General features: G+C 70.1%; 22 protein-coding genes. 10 read left to right on the top strand and 12 right to left on the bottom strand.

Features of this window, described 5'->3' with window-relative positions; translation table 11 throughout:
• Positions 1-17: 17 nt before the first annotated feature.
• From AC1DSA_RS25420 to AC1DSA_RS25410, 3 genes are all read right to left on the bottom strand, one after another.
• Positions 18-1,961 carry a sensor histidine kinase gene (locus tag AC1DSA_RS25420; protein ID WP_477893924.1) on the bottom strand — a complete coding sequence of 648 codons (1,944 nt, stop codon included), beginning with the start codon at positions 1,959-1,961 and terminating at the stop codon, positions 18-20.
• Between the two features lie 115 nt (positions 1,962-2,076).
• On the bottom strand, positions 2,077-3,117 hold the full coding sequence (locus AC1DSA_RS25415; RefSeq protein WP_477893922.1) for a VWA domain-containing protein: 1,041 nt from the start codon (positions 3,115-3,117) through the stop codon (positions 2,077-2,079).
• 101 nt (positions 3,118-3,218) lie between these two features.
• Positions 3,219-3,467: a hypothetical protein gene (locus tag AC1DSA_RS25410; protein WP_477893920.1), complete on the bottom strand. Its 249-nt coding sequence runs from the start codon at positions 3,465-3,467 to the stop codon at positions 3,219-3,221.
• 150 nt (positions 3,468-3,617) lie between these two features.
• Here AC1DSA_RS25410 and AC1DSA_RS25405 point away from each other — a divergent pair, with 150 nt between their 5' ends.
• The gene (locus AC1DSA_RS25405; protein WP_477893918.1) at positions 3,618-4,514 is read left to right on the top strand and encodes a hypothetical protein; all 897 of its coding nucleotides are present in this window, start codon (positions 3,618-3,620) and stop codon (positions 4,512-4,514) included.
• 58 nt (positions 4,515-4,572) lie between these two features.
• Here the strand turns inward: AC1DSA_RS25405 and AC1DSA_RS25400 are convergent, their stop codons facing one another.
• The gene (locus tag AC1DSA_RS25400; protein ID WP_477893916.1) at positions 4,573-5,358 is read right to left on the bottom strand and encodes a transglutaminase-like domain-containing protein; all 786 of its coding nucleotides are present in this window, start codon (positions 5,356-5,358) and stop codon (positions 4,573-4,575) included.
• Between the two features lie 111 nt (positions 5,359-5,469).
• Positions 5,470-6,369, bottom strand: a complete 900-nt coding sequence (locus AC1DSA_RS25395; protein WP_477893914.1) for a LysR family transcriptional regulator — start codon at positions 6,367-6,369, stop codon at positions 5,470-5,472.
• Positions 6,370-6,420: 51 nt separating this feature from the next.
• On the opposite strand from AC1DSA_RS25395, the gene AC1DSA_RS25390 reads away from it, so the two are divergent.
• The gene (locus AC1DSA_RS25390; protein WP_477893912.1) at positions 6,421-6,732 is read left to right on the top strand and encodes a hypothetical protein; all 312 of its coding nucleotides are present in this window, start codon (positions 6,421-6,423) and stop codon (positions 6,730-6,732) included.
• 138 nt (positions 6,733-6,870) lie between these two features.
• Positions 6,871-7,713 (top strand): universal stress protein, encoded by an 843-nt coding sequence (locus tag AC1DSA_RS25385; protein WP_477893910.1) that lies wholly within the window; start codon positions 6,871-6,873, stop codon positions 7,711-7,713.
• Positions 7,714-7,769: 56 nt separating this feature from the next.
• On the opposite strand, the gene AC1DSA_RS25380 is transcribed toward AC1DSA_RS25385, so the two are convergent.
• The 3 genes from AC1DSA_RS25380 to AC1DSA_RS25370 all read right to left on the bottom strand — a co-directional run bounded on the left by AC1DSA_RS25380 (position 7,770) and on the right by AC1DSA_RS25370 (position 10,170).
• A complete protein-coding gene (locus tag AC1DSA_RS25380; protein ID WP_477893908.1) occupies positions 7,770-9,065 on the bottom strand; it encodes a cytochrome-c peroxidase in 1,296 nt (431 codons plus the stop codon).
• Complete coding sequence (locus AC1DSA_RS25375) at positions 9,062-9,637, bottom strand: FixH family protein (RefSeq protein WP_477893906.1); 576 nt, start codon at positions 9,635-9,637, stop codon at positions 9,062-9,064. The genes AC1DSA_RS25380 and AC1DSA_RS25375 overlap by 4 nt, the downstream gene beginning before the upstream one ends.
• A gap of 230 nt (positions 9,638-9,867) precedes the next feature.
• Complete coding sequence (locus AC1DSA_RS25370; protein ID WP_477893904.1) at positions 9,868-10,170, bottom strand: hypothetical protein; 303 nt, start codon at positions 10,168-10,170, stop codon at positions 9,868-9,870.
• Between the two features lie 256 nt (positions 10,171-10,426).
• On the opposite strand from AC1DSA_RS25370, the gene AC1DSA_RS25365 reads away from it, so the two are divergent.
• From AC1DSA_RS25365 to AC1DSA_RS25335, 7 genes are all read left to right on the top strand, one after another.
• The gene (locus tag AC1DSA_RS25365; protein WP_477893902.1) at positions 10,427-11,161 is read left to right on the top strand and encodes a Crp/Fnr family transcriptional regulator; all 735 of its coding nucleotides are present in this window, start codon (positions 10,427-10,429) and stop codon (positions 11,159-11,161) included.
• A 90-nt stretch (positions 11,162-11,251) separates the two neighbouring features.
• A complete protein-coding gene (locus AC1DSA_RS25360; protein WP_477893900.1) occupies positions 11,252-11,602 on the top strand; it encodes a DUF4148 domain-containing protein in 351 nt (116 codons plus the stop codon).
• 4 nt (positions 11,603-11,606) lie between these two features.
• On the top strand, positions 11,607-11,975 hold the full coding sequence (locus AC1DSA_RS25355) for a hypothetical protein (RefSeq protein WP_477893898.1): 369 nt from the start codon (positions 11,607-11,609) through the stop codon (positions 11,973-11,975).
• Between the two features lie 368 nt (positions 11,976-12,343).
• On the top strand, positions 12,344-12,619 hold the full coding sequence (locus tag AC1DSA_RS25350; RefSeq protein WP_477893896.1) for a hypothetical protein: 276 nt from the start codon (positions 12,344-12,346) through the stop codon (positions 12,617-12,619).
• A 158-nt stretch (positions 12,620-12,777) separates the two neighbouring features.
• Positions 12,778-13,884, top strand: coding sequence for an S-(hydroxymethyl)glutathione dehydrogenase/class III alcohol dehydrogenase (locus AC1DSA_RS25345; RefSeq protein ID WP_477893894.1), 1,107 nt, complete (start codon positions 12,778-12,780; stop codon positions 13,882-13,884).
• Between the two features lies 1 nt (position 13,885).
• On the top strand, positions 13,886-14,731 hold the full coding sequence (gene fghA, locus AC1DSA_RS25340; protein ID WP_477893892.1) for an S-formylglutathione hydrolase: 846 nt from the start codon (positions 13,886-13,888) through the stop codon (positions 14,729-14,731).
• A gap of 263 nt (positions 14,732-14,994) precedes the next feature.
• Positions 14,995-16,233 carry a hypothetical protein gene (locus AC1DSA_RS25335; RefSeq protein ID WP_477893890.1) on the top strand — a complete coding sequence of 413 codons (1,239 nt, stop codon included), beginning with the start codon at positions 14,995-14,997 and terminating at the stop codon, positions 16,231-16,233.
• 436 nt (positions 16,234-16,669) lie between these two features.
• Here the strand turns inward: AC1DSA_RS25335 and AC1DSA_RS25330 are convergent, their stop codons facing one another.
• The 4 genes from AC1DSA_RS25330 to AC1DSA_RS25315 form a co-directional block, all read right to left on the bottom strand.
• Entirely contained in the window at positions 16,670-18,034 is a 1,365-nt protein-coding gene (locus tag AC1DSA_RS25330; RefSeq protein WP_477893888.1) for a hypothetical protein, read from the bottom strand.
• A 121-nt stretch (positions 18,035-18,155) separates the two neighbouring features.
• Positions 18,156-18,440 carry a hypothetical protein gene (locus AC1DSA_RS25325; protein WP_477893886.1) on the bottom strand — a complete coding sequence of 95 codons (285 nt, stop codon included), beginning with the start codon at positions 18,438-18,440 and terminating at the stop codon, positions 18,156-18,158.
• Positions 18,441-18,463: 23 nt separating this feature from the next.
• Positions 18,464-18,961: a BON domain-containing protein gene (locus AC1DSA_RS25320; protein ID WP_477893884.1), complete on the bottom strand. Its 498-nt coding sequence runs from the start codon at positions 18,959-18,961 to the stop codon at positions 18,464-18,466.
• On the bottom strand, positions 18,954-19,454 hold the full coding sequence (locus AC1DSA_RS25315; protein ID WP_477893882.1) for a hypothetical protein: 501 nt from the start codon (positions 19,452-19,454) through the stop codon (positions 18,954-18,956). Before AC1DSA_RS25315 ends, AC1DSA_RS25320 begins: the two co-directional genes overlap by 8 nt.
• Positions 19,455-19,601 lie beyond the last annotated feature (147 nt).

Genomic DNA, 19,601 nt, shown 5'->3' with positions numbered 1-19,601 from the left:
CGCTGCACCGACACGCCTCACGGCATGGGGGCCACTCCATCCAGCTCGAGTGAGCCCGCCGTCCTGCGATCCGGCGCGAGGGCAGGGTCCGGACGGTATTTCACCGAGACGAGCACACCGGGGTGCTGCTCGGAGATCGCAAAGTGCGCGCCGATCCGCGCGGCCCTCGATCGCATGTTGGCCAACCCGCGCCCCTCGGGCGGCTTCGGCTGTCCCAGGCCTCGCCCGTCATCGGAGACGGCGATCTCGATCGCCAGCGCGTCGGCCCGCAGGCGAACGGTGACCCTCGACGCCTGGGCATGCTTGAGGACGTTGGTGAGCGCCTCCTGCACGATGCGCAGCAGCTGGAGCCGGACATGCGGCTGGATCTCGACCATGCGGCCGGTCGTCTCCTGTTCCCACGTGGAAGCCAGCCCCAGCAGGTCGAGCGCCCGCTTCCAGCCGTAGCGGAAGTTGCCCCACGCCGCCAGGAAGTCGCCTACCTGCGGGCCCATGGCGTCGAACGTCAGACGCATGTCGGCGATGCACTCGCGCAGCGCCTCGACCAGCTCGTCCTGCTCCAGGGATCCCGCTTCCGCCCGCGACAGCGTGATGAACAGGCGGGAGCCCAGCCCGTCGTGCAGGTCGCGCATGATCTTCTGCCGCTCTTCGCCGGCGGCGTTCTCCATCTGGAGGCGGCGCAGGCGCTCGAAGTTTTGCGCGAGCGCCGCTTCGCGTTCCGCCACCCGGGCTTCCAGTGTGAGGTTGAGGCGCTCGATGCCGTGCAGGGTGGCGATCAGCCGCGCGCTGAGGATGCCCCCCATCACCAGCAGCAGGATGTCGGCCCCATAGTGGAGCATGAACATGCGGTGCGCCGCGGCCTGCGGCCACACGGCGAGCAACAGCGGCGAACGCGTTGCGATGAGGTAGTCGTGAAAACCTGCAAGGACGGCCAGCGCCAGCGCCAGGCTCAGCATGGCCAAGGCCACGGTGCGCTGCCGCCACGCCGCGTAGGCGCCGATCACCAGCACGGCGACGCCGATCGGCAGCAGGCCGCCGGCCCAGACCGTGCCGATCAGGAATTCGTTGCCGCCGCTGGCCAGGTAGCCGATGGGCCCGAGCAGCCCGTACGCGAGCAGGCCCCATCGCAACCGGTGCTGGCGGATGCCGGCCAGCTGCATCGCGAACATCAGCATCACGATGACGAAGCCGCCGGTCGCACCGTGGTAGATCGTGCGCCAGACGGTCCAGCCGGTCGCCGGCATCACTTCGATGACCAGCGTCATCGTGCGAATGCCCCACAGCAGGGCCGCCGCGCCGAACAGCCCGTAGAGGGCTTCCTCGCGCCGGCGCCACCAGATGAACAGGCCCAGCAGGCCGACGATCGCGCAGGAGAGCACGGTGAACTGGGACATGGTGCGCACCCAGAACAGGCGGGTCTGGTGCGCGTTCTGCAGCTGAACCTGCGGGCCGATCTGCAGCAGCGGCATCCGTCCCTTTGAAATCGGCGTCGCGGTGACGCGGATGAACAGCTCGTTCCTGCCCTCGCGCAGCAACGCGGCCGGGATCGGTACCAGGTGCGGCCGCTCCCAGCGCACGACGACGTCCGCGCTCGGTTCCGCGAGGTAGGCCAGCGGGGATCCGTTCAGCACCAGCCGGCCGCCGCCATACAGGTACGGCAGGTAGACCGCCCAGGGATGCTCCAGCAGCTTGGCGGGGGCGTCGAACTCGATGCGGTGCCAGATCGTGCCTTCACTCCACGTGAAGGGCAGGTCCACGGTCTGCCAGTTCGCGGTGGCGGCAGGCGGCTGCAGCGCGGCGTCGAGGACCATGTCCGCCCGAAGCGGACGGGCGACCTGCGCATGGGCGCTGGCAAACAGGACCAGCACGAAAAACGCCAGGATGGCGCTGCAGCAGGCGCGGCCGATGCGGTGGAAGGCGGCCACGAGGGCGTGCCGTGCGAACCTGTCCGGCAGAAACACGGATGGGTCTGCGGCGACTCGCACCGGCATGTTCATGGCACAACCCAAATCTCCATGATGGTGGACGTGCTGCCGCTGCGTCAATCGTCCGTTCGGCCCACCCCAGCGAGCGCCTTCAGGCGATACGGCTGAACCAGAGCACGGACAGCGCCGCGGCGGTGAGCGCAACCACCGCCGACGCCAGCGCCAGCAGGGCGCTCAGCTCGGTTTCGCGCGGCGACACCTGCACCCGCGAGCCGAGGTTCTCGTAGACGCTGCGCAGCGTCTCCGCGGTGCCGGCGTGGTGGTATTCGCCGCCGGTCATGCGCGCGACCTCGCGCAGCGTGGGTTCGTCCAGCTGCATGTAGATCGGCAGGCCCTCGGTCGTGGCCGCCGATCCGTCGGCGGTTCCCAGGCCGATCACGTAGATGCGCACGCCGCGGTCGGCCGCCATCTTCGCGGCTTCGAGCGTGTCCACGCCGGTGGTGCGGCGGCCATCGCTCAGCAGGATGATCGCGGCGGAATCGTACGAGCCCGGCGCCACCGGGGTGATCTGCCTGGGGGACGGCGGCTTCGCCTTGTCGTCCAGGCCGCGTCCCTGCCGCTTGTGGCCGAACGTCATCTCTCCCACGTCGAGGCCGTGGTCCGGAAACAGCTCGGCCAGGCACAGCACGATCGCATTGCCCACCGCCGTGCCGTACTGCATCTGGAAGCCGTCGATGGCCGTCACCAGGGAATCGCGGTCCAGCGTGGCTGCCTGCGCCACCTGGCTGCTGCCGGCGAAGGTGACCAGTCCGACCTCGATGCCGCGGGGCAGGTCGCGCAGGAACAGCTTGGCCGCCTCCTGCGCGGCCGCAAGCCGGGTCGGCAGCACATCGGTGACGCGCATGCTGAGCGACACGTCCATGGCCAGCATGATCGTGCTGCGCGACCAGGGCAGCGTCACGCGCGCCACCGGCCGCGCCGCCGCGAGCAAGAGTCCGGAGCAGGCCAGCAGCAGCAGCGCGGGAGGCAGGTGCCGTCGCCAGTTGCGGCCCTCGGCGGCCGCGCGGACCACGCCCAGGCTGCTGTAGCGCACGGCCTCCTTGCGGCGCCGGCGCAGCAGCCACACGTAGGCGGCCGGCAGCAGGGGCAGCGCCAGCAGCAGCCAGAGGTACTGGGGCCAAAGGAAGAACATCGGCGTGCCTGGCGGTGGTCGTGCGGCGCGCCGTTGCGCCGCAGTGCAGGGAATCGTGCCCCGGAAGCGAAGGCTTGGCAACCGGCGCGCAGTGGGGACGGCTACTCCGCGGGATCGGCGCGCACGAACCGGCGGCCGGAACTGACACCGGTGAAGACGCCGTCGCCGACCTCCTGCAGGGATTCGCCGGCGCCCAGCAGCTTCACGAACCTGCGCAGGGGAACAATCTGCAAGGGCGGATCGTCGCCTTGCGGGCTTCCCGCCCAGTACACGACCGCAGGCATCGATTTTCCTGACGCATCGCGGACGGTGAAGTACTGCCTCGTCTGGGTTTCAACCTCATCAGCCATGGCATTCCCCTTTCCCCATTATGCTGCATTGCAGCAAACAATGGGGTCCGCGATGGCGGCGTCGTTCTCATCCATGGCGGAAGGAACGGTTCTTGCCTGCTGATGGCATCCGCCGTCGGCCCCCCGAACCAGACTGCGCAAGGAGTATTCATGACGTCGTTGCCCCTCCAGAACACCGAGCGCCCCGGCGCCGCCGTGGCCGAACCCGGGATCGTGCTGCGCGCGGCCTTGCGCAGCCCGACGCACTCGCACGAGAACCGTCGCCTGGCCAGGGACATCGTCTGGAGCTGGGTCGGCGCCAAGTGGCCGCGGCTGATGCCGCCGCGGGCGCAGCTCGAAAGCGACCGGTTCGAATGCGTGCTGCCGGGGCGCAGGCTGGCCGTCGCCACCAGCAGGGACGGCAGCGCCTGGACCCTGGAGGTGGCGTACAGCGAACGCGAAGGCGGCTGCACCTGGACGACGCAGGCCGTCGTCGCCGACCTCGGGAACACCGACCTGGTCGCGGTGCAGACCCGCTGCACGCTGCCGGAGGGACAGCGGCGCATCGCACCGCCGCGGGTGCTGGGACGGTGGGTGGAACGCCTGCAGCTGGACGACGCCGGCATCGCGGTGCAGGGCGAGCCCCACTTCGTGCAGGACGAGCAGCAGCTCGCCATGCTGGGCGACCACCTGCTCGCGGTGGATCGCACGCTGCCGGTGATCGTCCTGGGCAACAAGCCCAACTCGCGCTACTACGGCGTGGACCCGCGGGGCCTGGCCGAAGCGGTGGGCGGACTGGCCCACGTCGCCTGCCTCACGCCGGAAGGCATCACCTCCTTCACGGAACGGTTCGGGCGCAAGCTGGCTCCGGTGGCCGCGTCCGTGCGCGTCTACATGCCCGGCTTCAGCGAGTCCGCCGAATCCAGGGACCATCCCTGGCTGCGGCCGGCCGCCGGTGCGGAGCCGGGCGAGGCCGCGCCCGATGCGGCCGGCTTCCGGCGGTTCGTCTGCCGGCGCGTGTGCGAGCTGAGCGTGGTGGCGACCCGGGACACGTTCACCGCTGCGTGACCTCGCGGCAGCCGGACGGGCAGCTCGTCGACGCGGGCCGCTCCCTGATGGAAGCGATCTAGGACGATCCGCGCAGGCGCAGGACGGCCAGCCGCATCTTCGGCACCATGAGGTTCCATCGCATGAAGCGGGCGAGGCGCCAGTGCAGCGCGCGGAAGCCGTGCGAGCCCATGTAGTGGTCCGGGTCGTGGAACGGACCCATGTCCTCCAGCACCATGGGGTCCGCATCGACCGGCAGGGGCGACAGCGCGGCGTGCTCCCGGGCGGTCCACAGCGGCTGGGTGTTCACGTACACGCCGAAGCCGAAGTCCTGCCCCGATTTCCTGAGGGCATGGCGCGCCGCGGCCATGTAGGGCGCGTCGAAGATGTAGGTGTCCGTGCGGATCCATCGCCCGTCCAGCCAGACCTCGACGAAGGGCCAGCAGATCCAGCGAAGGTCGGCCACCAGGCCACGCAGGACCTTGCCGTCCAGGCGCACGATGCGCATGCGCGCCGGCACGCCGGCCAGGCGCAGCAGGGCAATCATCAGCGTCGCCTTGTCGGGGCCGTCGCCCCGGCCGGAGTCGAGGACCTCGCGCGCGGTGCGGGGGCCGAGCTTGAACGGGCGGTGGAACGGCAGGCGCTTGACGAAGGCGTAGACCGCCAGCGCCTTCGCGTGGTCATTGAGGGAGAACTGGGTCAGGGAGTTCGCGCGCATGCGCAAACGGGGATCCTCCAGGTCCAGCAGGGCCGTGGACCCGAGCCAGGCATGCGGCGCATCGATGTCGCTGCCGGCGGGCGGCTCCTCTGCCGGGGCCACGCCTTCGCCTCGTGGGGTCGTGCCGTCCGGTTTTGCCTTTTGCATCAGGGACGCATGCTAACGCGCGCCACCGCATCCGCCGTGCCGTGCATCGGGGCCGAGCGGCCGCGTCTCCGCCGCCCGCTTGCCCTGCACGCGGCGCTGCCGCCGCGGGACTCAGGCCTGCCCCGCCTTGGTCTCGCTGCGCGCCATCTTCCAGAAGGCCAGCGCTGCCGGCGACAGGCGTCTTTCGTCCAGGCAGGCGATGGCGATGCGCCGCGCGGTGCGCGGCGTGAGCGGTCGGAACACCAGGCCGGGCTGCTGTTCCGGCACGGCGAGCGAGGCCAGCACCGACACGCCGTTGCCGCGCGCCACGAACTCGAGGATGGAGATCACCTGCGAGAGTTCGTGCGCCACCCTGGGCTGCACGCCCACGCGCTCGAACATGCGCATCACCATGTCCTGCGAGCCGGCCTGCGTGAGCACCAGCGGGTAGCGCGCCAGGTCGCGCACCGCCACCGTCTTCTCGCGCGCGAGGGGATGGCCCTGCGGCAGCACCGCCACCAGTTCGTCGGTGGCGAGGGCCTGCGTGTCGAACGTCCGCTGCGGCAGGAGGACCACGCCGATGTCCACGCGGCGGCCGATCAGGTCCTGTTCGATCTCGGCATCGGCGCGTTCGGTAACGTGCACTTCGACCCCCGGGTAGCGACGGCGAAACCGGTCGAGCAGCGGCGGCAGCAGGCGCAGCGACGAGCTCGTCCCGATCGAGCCGATGCGCAGGCGGCCGGTGTGCAGGCCGGCGGCCGCCGACGCGATGGCGCCGACTTGCTGCAGCGATGCGAACACGTCCCGCGCGGGCGGCAGTGCGAGTTCGCCGGCGTGGGTCAGAGCGACCCCGGTGGACAGCCGGTCCACCAGCTCGCAGTCGAGGGCGCTTTCCAGCGCGCGCAGCGCATGGCTGGTCGCCGACGCGCTCATGCCGATGCGCGCTCCGGCCGCCGCGATGCTGGATGCACCGGGCAGGGCGAGCAGCAGTTCCAGTTGCCGCAGCGTGGGAAGGGAGCCCTCTTTGCGCATTGAAATCAGATTCAATTGAATGGGAGGTCACTTGAATTCTAAACTGCCCCCATGAACACGAACCAACGCTCCATCCCGCTTCAATCCGGCCAGGCCCTGGCGGTCGACCGGCATGGTTCCGCCAAGCTGTATGTCACCGAGGGCGAAGTGCTGCTGCATGCACCCGCCCGGTGGCTCGGCGGCACGGTCGTGCTGACGCCGCCCCGGCGCGTCGTGGCCCCCGCGCTGCTGGATTGCGGGGAGATCGATTCGATCACCGCGGTCGGCGCCGTGAAGATCCAGCTCGAGGAGGCGGTGAACCCGCTCGAGAGACTCAGGTCCGCCTGGAACGCGGCGCGCTTCGCGTTGCGGACGGCGCACTGAAGCGCGGCCCGGCCGCACCGCAATCCGACAGGGGCAGGGTGTCGGCCGACGCGCCCGTGCCCTGCTTGACGCCGGTCAAGCCATGGCGCGACCGCGCGGCCTAAGGTGGACTCCTTCCCCCCATTCAAGGAGCGCCCCATGGCTTCTTCTCTCAGGCAGGTGCTGGTGCATCTCGACGCGACGCGAGCCCTGGCGGATCGCCTGGCGGTCGCACGCAAGGTGGCGAAGCAGCACGGCGCGGCGCTGGCTGCGCTCTACGCCGCCACTCCCCTGTTCGTGGAACTGCCCTATGCGCCGGAGCTCGGGCCGACGCTGGCGGCGGATCTCGTGGCCCTGGACGAGGAACGCCGCGGCGGCGCGAAGAAGATCTTCGACATGGCCATGGCCGAAGCCGGTCCGGCCGCGACGTGGAGCCAGACCAACGAGGTGCCGGTGCTCAGCGCGTTCGCGCAGCAGGCGCTGTTCGCGGACTTGCTGGTGCTGGGCCAGCACCAGGACGACGACCCGGCGAGCCGCGCGGTCCCGCCCGATTTCGTCGCGTCGGTGCTGTCGGCCAGCGGCCGTCCCGCCATCGTCGTTCCCTTCGTGGGATGGAAGGGCCCGGTCGGCGACACGATCGCCATCGCCTGGAAGGAGACTCCCGAAGCGGCGCGCGCGGTCCATGCCGCCTTGCCGCTGCTGCGGCGTGCGGCCAAGGTGCATGTACTCAGCTGGGGCGACGAGGGCGGTGCGACCATCGGCGGGCATGCGCTGGACCTGGACGGCTACCTCCAACTGCACGGAGTGGTGGCGACCTGGCACCGGGGCGGACCGGAACCGGGCAACATCGCCGACCTGCTGCTCTCGCGCGTGTCCGACCTGGGCGCCGACCTGCTGGTGATGGGTTGCTACGGCCACGGCCGTGCGCGTGAATGGGTGCTCGGTGGCGCCAGCCGCACCGTGCTGCAGTCCATGACGCTGCCGGTGCTGATGGCGCATTGAGGGGATTTGCGGATTCCGCGCGGCCCGCTCAGCGCCCGCGCACGGGAGCAGCCGCATCACCTGGCCTGAACGACCGGCCCGCTCAGCGTCCCGAGGAAAGCTGCCAGGTCCTGGATGTCGGCGGGCGTCAGCCGGATGGCCTGGCGGTCCGCGTGCTTGTCGCCGGGCTGCGCGAGTTCGCTGTGACCGAGCACCGCCCTGGGGGACGCCGCATAGTGCTGCACCACCTGCTCCAGGGTCGAGAACTGGCCGGCATGCATGTAGGGCGCTCGCTCGGCAACATTGCGCAGGCTGGGTGTGCGGAAGGCCGCCAGCTGCCTGGGATCGTCCCTGGCCAGGAACTGGAGCTCCCCGCACTGTTCCGGCCGGGCGTCGCTGTAGCGGCCCAGGCAGTTGAACTCGTCCTGCAGCAGCTTCCTGATGCCATCGGTGCGGCCCGGGTCCGGCTTCGCACGGTCGATCGGAGGCACGCCCGTGTTGTGGAAGGCATGGTCCGTCAGCAGGGGTCCGTTATGGCAAGTGACGCACTGCCCCTTGGTGAGGAACAGGCGCAATCCGCGGACCTCCTGCTGGGAGAGCACTTCCTGGCCACGGCCGTCCCCGACGACGGTGGCCTGGGCGTACCGGTCTAGGCGGGACTCCCCGTAGGACACGGTGCGCTCGAAAGCCGCGATCGCCTTGCCCATGTTCGCGAACACGCGGTTCACGGCCTCCCGGCTGCTGTCGGACATCGCGGCCCAGGCGGCGCGCTCATCGGCACTGCCGCCGGGAGACGCGTCCTGCGGGAGCTTGCCCAGGGCTGGCATCTCCCCGAACGCCGCGTCGTACGCGTCCTTGTAGTGGGTCTGCACCAGCCTCACGAAACGCACCCGGTTGCCGCCGTGCTCCGCCGGATCCTCCAGGGGACCGAGCGCCTGCGACCAGAGGCTGTCCTTGCGTCCGTCCCAGAAAAGAAACGGTGCGTGCGCGGCGCCCATGACCGGCATGGTCCTGCGCTTGCCGGTGCCGATTCCCTCCCCGAACTGCATGCCGTTCTGGAACTGCTTGTCGGCCGAATGGCAGTTGGCGCATGCGACCTGGCCGTTCTTGCTCAGGCGCGGGTCGTCGAACAGGGCCCGGCCGAAGGCGGCAGCGTCCGTTCGCTGCTCGTAGGCGTTCGAGGCTTCCAGCGGTCGCGGGCCCGCTTCCTTCATCCGCATCGAAGCGAGGGTGGCGATGTCCTCGGCGGACCACTTGTCCCGCAAGGGGGCCTTGTTCGGCGCCGTCGCGGCCACGGCAGTCACCGCGGTGGCCGCGACCGCAACGCATGCGCGGACCCACCAGGGCGTGCCGATCGACTTGGGGGCGTTCACTGCCGCACCGACGGGTTGCCGACGACCGTGTTGAAGGTCACCTTGTCGATCCCTTGGGGTCCCTGGATGTCCAGCTTCAGCTCCCACCAGCCGGTCATGCTGAACTTCATTCCGTCCAGCTGGTAGGTGCCTTCGGAGATCTCGCGCGTGACGCGCGGCTGCGTCGGGAGGCCGTGTCCGTGCTGCGGCATGCCGCCGTCGACGGCGAACTTCGCCCCGTGCACGGGCCTGCCGTCCGGCGTGGCCAGCTCCACCTTCCAGCTGTGCATCTGGTTGGTGGCCGGGGCCTGGGCCGGCGGCACCAGCGCGACCCGATACAAGCCGGCAGCAGACGGTTTCATCAGCGACAGGTCCAGGTCCTTCGGCGGCGTGCTGCAGCCACCGATGCCGAGCATGGCGAAGCTTGCGAGGAAGGCCAAGGCCACGGTTGCCGAGAATTGCCGGTAAGCCGCCGGGACGTGGCCTGGCGGCCGTGCGCCGCGCGCCGCGTCGATCGCGGGCTGCAGGTCCTGGGGAACGGCGTCGAGTTCTGCTCGTACGCTGGGTTGGATGCGCAGGGCGAAAGTGGTCATTGTGTGCTCCGGTGTGTTCCGATGCACCCGATTGTTCCGAGCCCACCCCTTGCGGGCTTGAACGCAGAGGCTGGATCCCCAGCCCTTTCGTTCAAGCGTGCGCGTGACGCGGATGGCGTCTTGCGGCGCCGCTTCGTCGGCCGGGAATTCCGCATTCCTGCAGGCGTGCGGGCGTGCGGGCGGCGCAGCGGGTTGCCGCCAGGGCACGGCGCGCCGTGCGTGCGGACGCGTCAGTCCGAGAGGTCCACGCTCAGGTGGTTGCGGATCGCGCGGTTCAGCACCATGCGCGGCTCCGGATCGTCCGCACCCAGGTGGCGAAAGCGCTCCATGTGCGCGTGCATTTCGCGGCGGATGCGCGCGGCCTGCGCGCGGCGCCAGTACCCGCTGCAGTCCGGCAGAGCCTCTAGCACCGGCGCGAGCAGGGCAGCCAGCTGCAAGCTCAGCTCGCGGGCCGCTTCGTCGGCGCCGACCTTGCGGTGGTACAGCTGCCAACCGTGGGCGTCCGCCGGAATTTCGATCCTCGTCTCGCGCATGCCAGGCTTCCTCCAGGTGCACCGATTCTGCGGGTTGCGGCACCCGGACCATGCCGGGAATTCGCCTGCGATTGATGCGCGTCAAGGGCAAGGATGGGGCGCGTCGACCGCGGGGTTCACCGGTTCGTTCGCCCTCGCGCCAATGCGCAGCTTGTTGCACGCCCTTCGCGCGGTTAGAGTGCCGGATGTGGTCGATTCCGCGCGGCGCCGCCGCCCGGATCGCGCCGCCACCGATCCGGACGCACGAGGAAACACGATGTCCTCATCCGCCACGCAACCCTCGAGCCTCGGGCTGCGCCACGTCGACCTGCTGCAGGGCCTGGCGGGCGCGCGGCTCGACGCGATCAGCCAGCAGTGCACCTGGCGTCCCTATGAAACCGGGCAGCGGCTGGTGGCGCGGGAGGACCCCGATCGCGACGTCCACTTCATCGTCGCCGGCACCCTGCTGGTCACCACCTATTCGTCGGGCGGCCGGGAGACGAGCTTTCGCGAACTCGCCACCGGCATGTCCTTCGGAGAACTCGCCGCGATCGACGGGCGTCCGCGTTCGGCGGACGTGGTGGCGCTCACGCCCGGGCTCATTGCATCGATGCCGCCGCTGGCGTTCCGCGATCTGCTGCGCGAGGAATGGGTGGTCAACGAGCGCGTGCTCGTGCGCCTGGCCGACCTCGCCCGGGGCCTGGTCGACCGCGTGCTGGAGCTCAGCACCCTGAGCGTGCAGCAACGCGTTTGCGTGGAACTGCTGCGCCTGGCGCGCGCGGGCGGCGGCGCGGTGAACGGGGCGCGCATCGAGCCCGCCCCCCGGCACACCGAACTGGCGCATCGCGTCAGCACCTACCGCGAACAGATCACGCGCGAGCTGTCGGCGCTAGCCAAGGCGGGCGTGCTGTCGCGCGAAGGGTCGGCACTGGTGGTGCGGGACATCGCCCAGCTGCAGCGCATCGTCGAAGGAGCGGCCTCCGCGGGGCCATCTGCAAAAACCGGTGCGTGAGCGCACTGCGCGATTCCCGGTCGTTCTCCATCATGGGTCCTGTCGGCACGGTGCATCCGGCACGGCCGACACACCAGATGGAGAACGCACATGAACCGCAACTTCGCTCTCGCCTCGGCCCTGGTCTTCGTCGCCTGCGGATCCGCGCTCGCCGACGACATCACCGTGGACCCCCACCCCTTCGTTTCGACCGCGACGCGCGCGCAGGTGCTGCAGGAACTGCAGCAATTCCGGCAGGCTGGCGCGAATCCGTGGGCGGACGATTACGACCTGATCGCGCAGCGTCCGAGCGCGCTGGCCCGAACGGAAGTCACGGCCGGGTTCCTCGGCGCCCGCAACGAAGTCGCCGCCTTCACGGGCGAGGACAGCGGCTCCGGTTTCCTCGCGCGCGTCGCCGCCAGGGCGCAGCCCCGCGCGACCGACCACGCCGCGCTGGAGTGATGCCATGGGCCCCGCCGCCACGCGCCTGCGCCTGGCCAGCGTCTCGTGCCTGTGGGCCGTCTTCGGCTTCATCCCCGCCAGCACCTCGTGGCCCGCGGTGGTCTGGACGCCCGTCGCAGTGGCCTCGGCAGTGGGGCTCACGCTGCTGCTGCTGCTGGCCGGCGACACGCCCTGGGCCAGCGTGGTGGCGGCTGCCGTGCTGCTGGCAACCAACCCCGCGCTGCAAAGCTTCTGGGTGCGGCCGGGCGAGGACCCGGCATGGGACTCGATCACCTTCCTGAAGACGCTGCTGGTGATCGGCGGGCTGCTGATGCTGGCGCGGTTGGAGGAGGGGCCTGCGGCTGGCGACCCGCCCGCGCCGTTCGAGCCTTGATGGGGCAATGCCGAACCGGCGGGCTGCTTCGTGCAGCCCGCCGCGGTCAGAGAAGGAGTCCACCGCGGGTCGCGCGCGAAACTTCGAGATTCGCGTGTGGCGTGGACTGCGTTTTGCGAGCGATGCGGCCTGCGGCGAGCTCTACGGTTGAGCAGGGTCGACAGCGACGCGATCGGCACGGCAGCGTCCGCGGCGGCCTGCGAGTGGAGCAGGCAGTGCGCTGTGCACCACGACCGTATTCCCTCCGACATGTAAAGCAGGTTTCTTTACGCGACCCGAGCGTGGATTTGTAGCGTTTGGAAAGACCGGCTGCGCCATTCATCCGCTCGGTGCCTCCACGCTTTCGCAATGAACCTTAGGCTTCGGGGATGCCCCGCCGATTTGCCCGTCATGTGGAGAGCGCCAGCGAGCACCTGCAGACTGCCGTCGACAACCTGTTGACGCAGGACTGGGACGAAGCCGTGGTGTCGCTGCGCTGCTTCGTCGAGCAACTGCAGGAGGCGCAGGGCGTGGCGAGCACGCCCGAGTGCCGGCAGCTGCTCACGCAGTTGAGCAATGCGGCGCGCTTGAGCGAGGTCTGCATCCAGCGGGCCACGGCCGGCCGCCGCGCCTCGTCCTCCCAGGGCGGCGACGGCAGTCATTAGCCGTCTCCGGCTGGCGCACGGACCTCCGTGATCGCTGCCGGCAGGCTGCGTTTGCCGGAAGCACCATCCGCGCGCCGCGAGGAATTTCCTCCACCGCGCCCCTTGTCGCCCGAAAACTGCGAAGCTTCGTCCGTTCGCATTCGTGCCCGAGGATCCTCATGAAAACACGCGCCGCAGTGGCCTGGAAGGCGGGCCAGCCGCTCACCATCGAAGAACTCGACCTGGCCGGGCCCCGCGCCGGGGAAGTGCTGGTGGAGATCAAGGCGACCGGGATCTGCCACACCGACGCCTTCACGCTGTCGGGCGCCGATCCCGAGGGGCTGTTCCCTGCGGTCCTGGGCCACGAGGGCGCCGGCATCGTGGTCGACATCGGCGCGGGCGTGACCTCGCTGAAACCCGGTGACCACGTCATACCGCTGTACACGCCGGAGTGCCGGCAGTGCAAGTTCTGCCTCTCGCGCAAGACCAACCTGTGCCAGCTGATCCGCGGCACGCAGGGCAGGGGCCTGATGCCGGACGGAACGTCCCGCTTCTCCCTGGGCGGCAAACCCATCCTGCATTACATGGGCACCTCCACCTTCAGCAACTTCATCGTCGCGCCCGAGATCGCGCTGGCGAAGATCCGCCCGGACGCGCCGTTCGACAAGGTCTGCTACATCGGCTGCGGCGTCACCACCGGCGTGGGCGCGGTGATCTACACGGCCAAGGTGGAGGCGGGCGCCAACGTGGTGGTGTTCGGGCTGGGCGGGATCGGCCTCAACGTGCTGCAGGGCGCGCGCATGGTGGGTGCCGGCAAGATCATCGGCATCGACCTGAACCCGGCGCGGGAAGCGATGGCGCGCAAGTTCGGCATGACGCATTTCCTGAACCCCAGGGACCACCCGAACATCGTCGATGCGATCGTGCAGCTCACCGACGGCGGCGCCGACTACAGCTTCGAGTGCATCGGCAACACGGCCACGATGCGGCAGGCCCTGGAGTGCTGCCACAAGGGCTGGGGGCAGAGCATCATCATCGGCGTGGCCCCGGCCGGCGCCGAGATCAGCACGCGGCCCTTCCAGCTCGTGACGGGGCGGCAGTGGAAGGGCTCGGCCTTCGGCGGCGCGCGCGGCCGCACGGACGTGCCCAAGATCGTCGACTGGTACATGGAAGGCAAGATCGCCATCGACGACCTCATCACCCACACCCTGAAGCTGGAGGACATCAACAAGGGCTTCGAGCTGATGGAGAAGGGCGAGTCGATCCGCTCGGTGGTCGTCTACTGAGATGGGCGATATCACTACGCTGGAGACCCACCGCTCGTTCGGCGGCGTGCAGGGCTTCTACGAACATGCGTCCCGCGTCGTGGGGCTGCCCATGCGCTTTGGCGTGTTCGTGCCGCCCCAGGCGCGACCCGGACCGCTGCCGGTGCTGTACTGCCTGGCGGGGCTCACCTGCAACGAGCAGACGTTCGCCCTCAAGGCCGGGGCGCAGCAGCATGCGGTCCGGCACGGCATCGTCCTGGTCACGCCCGACACCAGCCCGCGCGCCACGGGGATCGCCGGGGCCGACGCGGACTGGGATTTCGGCACGGCAGCGAGCTTCTACCTGGACGCGTCCGCGCAACCCTACGCGCGCCACTGGCGCATGGAGAGCTGGCTGCTGGAGGAACTGCCGCAGCTGCTGCAGGCGCACTTCCCGGTGCGCGTGGATCGCCCGGGGATCCTGGGGCACTCGATGGGAGGCCATGGCGCGCTGACGCTGGCGCTGCGCCACCCGGGGACCTTTCGCACGGTGTCGGCCTTCGCTCCGATCTGCGCGCCGACCGAAGTGCCCTGGGGGCAGAAGGCCTTCCGCGGCTATTTCGGCGAGGACCGGACCCTCTGGGAAGCGCACGACGCCGTGCAACTCATCGCGCGGGGCGCGCGTGCGCCCAGGCTGCTGGTGGACCAGGGCCTGGCCGATCAATTCCTCGGGCAGCAGCTGCGGCCGGAGCGCCTGGAGCAGGTGTGCGGGGCAGCGGGCCAGCCGCTCACGCTGCGCCGTCACGAGGGATACGACCACGGCTACTTCTTCATCGCCACGCTGGTGGGCGAGCATGTCGCGCACCATGCCGAGGGACTGCGGGGATAGCTCGAGGCCGCCCGCGCAGCGCAGTGCCGTTCGCGGAGATCCGGGGCCCGTCCGTCCCGGTGCAGGCTCACATTCGGTTCGCAACAACAGCAATTTGTGAGGGAGTGCGTGCGGCCGCTTCGCGCCGCACCGGCTGTGGAACGCGTAAGTTGGCGTCCGCATTGGAGTTTTCCGTGTCAAATCGCCTGGCGTGACAACCCGTATCGATGTGCTTTGACAAGGGTCGCTGGGCGTTTCCCCGCTCAGCCGCGAGACTCGACAGGATGGAGAAATCACAGCACTCGCGTTTTCCGCGCGCACTTCCCGCCCTCGTTTCCGCGCTTTCCCTGGTCCTGGCTGCCTGCGGTGGTGGCGGTGGCAGCAGCAGCGCCGAGCTCGATGACGCCGCCAGTCGCAGTACGCGCAGCCCCAACAATCCGGCGAGCGGGGGCACCACCACCCCGACCGCCCCCACCACGGATACCGGCGGCAGCGCGCCGGCGGTCCCCACCACCACCACCGACTCCCTGCCCGCCGCGGGCTATGCCGGAGGCGCCACCGTGCCTGCGGAAGCCCAGGCGGAAAGCGTGGCCAGTCCGCGCACCGTGGTCGGCGACGGCACCGCGGCCAGCTGCACCAGCGATGCCTTCGTGGCGGCGGTCGCTGCCGGCGGCGTGATCACCTTCAACTGCGGGACGGCGCCCGTCACGATCACGCTGAACGAGACGGCGAAGATCGTGAACAACACCGGGCCGAAGATCGTCATCGACGGCGGCGGCAAGGTCACGCTGTCGGGTAACGGGCAACGCCGGATCCTCTACATGAACACCTGCGACCCCGCGCAGGTGTGGACCACCTCCCACTGCGACAACCAGGACCATCCGCAGCTGACGCTGCAGAACCTGACCTTCGTCGACGCCGCCACCACCGGCACCAACGCGGCGGGAGTGGACGGGGGCGGCGCCGTGTTCGCCCGCGGCGGCCGGCTGAAGATCGTCAACAGCCGCTTCTTCCGCAACCAGTGCGATCCCACCGGGCCGGACGTCGGCGGCGGCGCCGTGCGTGCCTTCAACCAGTACAACAACCTGCCGCTGTACGTGGTGAATTCCACGTTCGGCGGTCGCAGCGACCTGGGCAACTTCTGCAGCAATGGCGGCGCGCTGTCCTCGATCGGCGTGAGCTACAGCATCTACAACAGCCTGTTCACCGACAACCGCGCGATCGGCACCGGCGCCAATCCGGCGCGCAGCGGCACGCCCGGCGGCGGCAACGGCGGCGCCATCTACAACGACGGCAACACCTTCGACCTGCGCATCTTCGGCAGCCGGCTGGCGAACAACACCGCCAACGAGGGCGGGGGGGCGATCATCTTCGTCAGCAACGACCGCACCGGCACGCTGTCCATCACCAACTCGGTGCTCAGCGCCAACAAGAGCCTGGGGTTCGAGACCGCCGGCTACCCGGGGATCTTCTTCCTGGGAAGCGGGGTGCCGCAGATCACGGGATCGACGCTGCAGCCCTAGGGGGTTTCTGCAGGCGGGAGGTCGCCTGCCACCCCCCAAAAAGAAACCCGCCGAAGGCGGGTTTTTCAATGGTCCGTCCCGCTCTTTCGTCAGGTGCCATGGCCGATTATTCCGGCCGATCAGGTCCATCCGCAATGTCTTTGTGACATCGGGCTTGCGGCCGGGCAAAAAAAGAGCCCCGCGCGAGCGCGGGGCTTTCCCCTCAAAGAGACCCTGCTTGCACATCAGGGCCTACCCCAACCATCATCCCCAACCCGGCGAGTGCTGTGAAAGCGGCGCCGTGTTGCAACAAGTATCGGGGTCGCCCGTGGCGCGGCCAAGCCCACTTGCCCGCCCGGTTGGGCCGTTCGTCACGGCGGAGCGCCCGAGGCTCACGAAGCCGCGGCTTTCCTGCAAAAAGCCCCGCCGGGGCGGGGCTTGATGCGAGCTGCCGGACTCAACCCTGACGCTGGACCAGGGTGATGCGCTCCTCGGCGGTCTGGTTGCCGCTGGTGGCCGTCAGGCGCACGTCGTAGCGGGTTCCCGGGATCGGAAGGCCGCGCGGATTCACGGTCACGCCGAAGTTGCCATTTCGGTCGGCCTGGACGGTCTGGTCGGCCACGGGCTGGGTCACGCCCAGCAGGCCGCCGACGCTGGCCACCGATTCGACCTGCACGCGCACGTTCGCGAACGGAGCCGTCTGTCCCTGGATCGCCAGGTTGCCGCCGGCGTCCACCACCGCGTTGTCCCGGTAGTTGGTGACGCTCAGCGGAAGCGGCCCGCCGCCGACCCGATCGGGCATCACTTCGAAGCTCCAGGTCTTGGTGGTGGCGTTGCCGGCGCGGTCACGCACCGTGAGCTCCGCCGTGTACCGCCCGGGCGGAAGGTCGGCGCGGTAGTTGACGTCGTTCTCGGAGACCCGCAGGTCCGGACCGACGTCGCGGCCGTTCAGGCGCAGGTGCACGCTGTCGCGGTCGATGCCGCTGCCCTCGTCGCTGAGCCGTGCCGAGATGTGCGCCCGTCCGCGGTCGCCGATGCGCTCGCCGTTGGGAGGCAACAGTTCCGTGATCTGCGGGGCACGGTCGTCGCGGGCAGGCGGCTGCGCCTCGCCGAAGTCCCGGTCGCCGCCGCGCATGTCCACCCTGGCCGTGGCCCGCTGGTTGCCGTTGCGCAGCGTGGCCACTGCACGGCCGAACGCGTTCAGGTCATCGCGCCGGCGCACCGTGTAATTGCCCTCGTACACGCCCGGACGCACCTCCGCGAGGTCCACGCCGCGGATCACGCCGGGAATGTCCAGGAAGGCGTCGCCGCCCGGCGTGCCGACCAGGCGGAACCGCAGCTCGCGACCCGGCTCGATGCGGCCCATGGGACGCATGACGAAGCGCTCGATGGCCAGGCCGGGGGCCGGAGCCGCGCCCATGGACAGCGCCTGGAAGGCCGCGGGGTAGTTGAACTGGCGCGAGTAGCTGCGCTCGCCGAAGGTCACGCGCGCCGTCAGCAGCTGCGTGGGATCGATGTGGTCACTGCGGCGCACCACGTACGAGCCGACGTACTTGCCGGGCTCCTGCTGCCGCAAGGGCATGGTGATGCCGCTGTCGCCCAGCGCCAGGCTGGCGCTGCGCGCGTTCGGGCTGGCGATCACGGTGGCGCGCAAGGTGGCGCCGGCAGAGAGGCCGGCATCCGAGTTGAGCGACATGTTGGTGATCGATGGCACCGCCACGGTGGCGCGGGTCTGCGCATGGGCGGGCTGCGCCACGAAGGAAGCCGCCAGGGGGGCCAGCAACATGATCGCAGCGACGGTGGAACGCAGTTTGGCTTGCATAGGGACCTCGAAGTTGAGTCGATGCTGCCAACTTAGGTGGCCCAGCTGATCCGCTGTGTAGGCGCGGGTCCCCGCCAGCGGTCGGAATGCTCCAGCAGCCGGGGCCGGACGGCCCGGCTCTTCAGCGGTTCGGGGGAGGGGGCGCCGCCGGGGGCGTGCGCTCGGGAGCCGGCATTTCGCTGGGCGAACCGCCCTGGAAGCTGGTCAGGCGGGTGTCCTCGCCGGCATCACCGAAGAACTGCTCGGCCGCTTCGCTGCGCGCGACCTGGATGCGGTACCAGGCCAAGGCGCCGCCGGCCACGGCCAGCAGCACCAGTCCACCCCACGAGTGCAGGTAGATGGACAGCACGAGGACCAGCAGGGCCGCGACGGCGGCCGCGGCGATCAGGCGATGCGAGCGTTTCATGGGCGGGAGGGACCGCCCGCATCCTAACGGCTCGCGGCCGACAAGGACATCGGCGTCTCGCGTTCGACGATCTCGCCCGGCAGGTCGTGGGACGTCATGGCGTTCACCAGCTGGCGCACCCCGGGCACCTGCTGCACCTGGGCGAGCAGCCCGTCGCGCTCCTTGGCGAGCACGCGGCCGCTCAGTCGCACCACGCCCTGGTCGACGTCGATGCGGATCGCACCGGGGTGGCTCACGACGCAGCCGAGCCGCGACTGCACGCGGCCGCGCAGGTCGGCGTCACTGCGCGGGTCGGACTGCGCGATCCGTTGCGGTGGCCGACGCCCGAGCCGGCTGCCCGCGCGCCGCTCGCGCGGCAGGCCGTTGCGCACCAGGTCGGCCAGCAGCGCGCGGCGCCGCTCGCCCAGCTCGGGGTCCAGGTAGTACATCGCCAGCGCGCCCGCGGCTGCGGCGCCCAGCGTGGTCATTGGCTTGGTCATGGCGTCTTCCGGCTCGCGGTCGATGGAGGTGGTTTCATGCATAGGTGGACTCCCGGCGCGGCATGGGGGAGGAACGGAAGCGCACGCGGCTGACCTGCTCCAGGCGGGCGAGCAGGACCTGCAGTGCGACGCGGTGCTCGCGCCACAGCGCCATGAAGCGCTGGTCGTGGCCGGATTCCAGCCACAGCGCCGGGTCGCGCAGCCACAGCGACTGTTGCGAGCCCAGGAAGTCGACCAGGTGTCCGTGCACCGCCATCAATCCGGCCATGTCGCGCGCGAGTTCGGGAAACCAGCGCCGCCGGATCGTGCAGGCCTCGTCCAGGGCCGCCGCGGCGTCCGGGGCCTCGCCGTGGAACACCGCGGCCAGCCGCTGCGCGCGCACCCAGGCCGAATAGCGTCGCAGAGCCCACAGCAGCTTGTCCGCCTGGCTGCGGCGCAGGTGCAGCCGGCTCTTGCGCCGGGCGAGCAGCCAGCCCAGCGAGGCGGCGAAGAGCAGGGCGAACAGGCAGGCGGCCAGCAAGGTCGTCGTTTCCATGGCTTCTCCTCGTTCAGGCGGCGCGGCGGGCGCGCGGGGAAGTTTTCTTGGCGGCAGCCTTGCGGGCCGGCGCCTTGCCGGCGCCGCCCGCGTCGCGCTTGCGGGCAGGGGCGGAGGCGGCTGCGTGCGCCTTCGCCGGCGCCGGCG

It is taken from the genome of Ramlibacter sp. P4_H7 (assembly GCF_056400765.1).
This window is presented reverse-complemented; position numbering and strand designations above follow the sequence as displayed.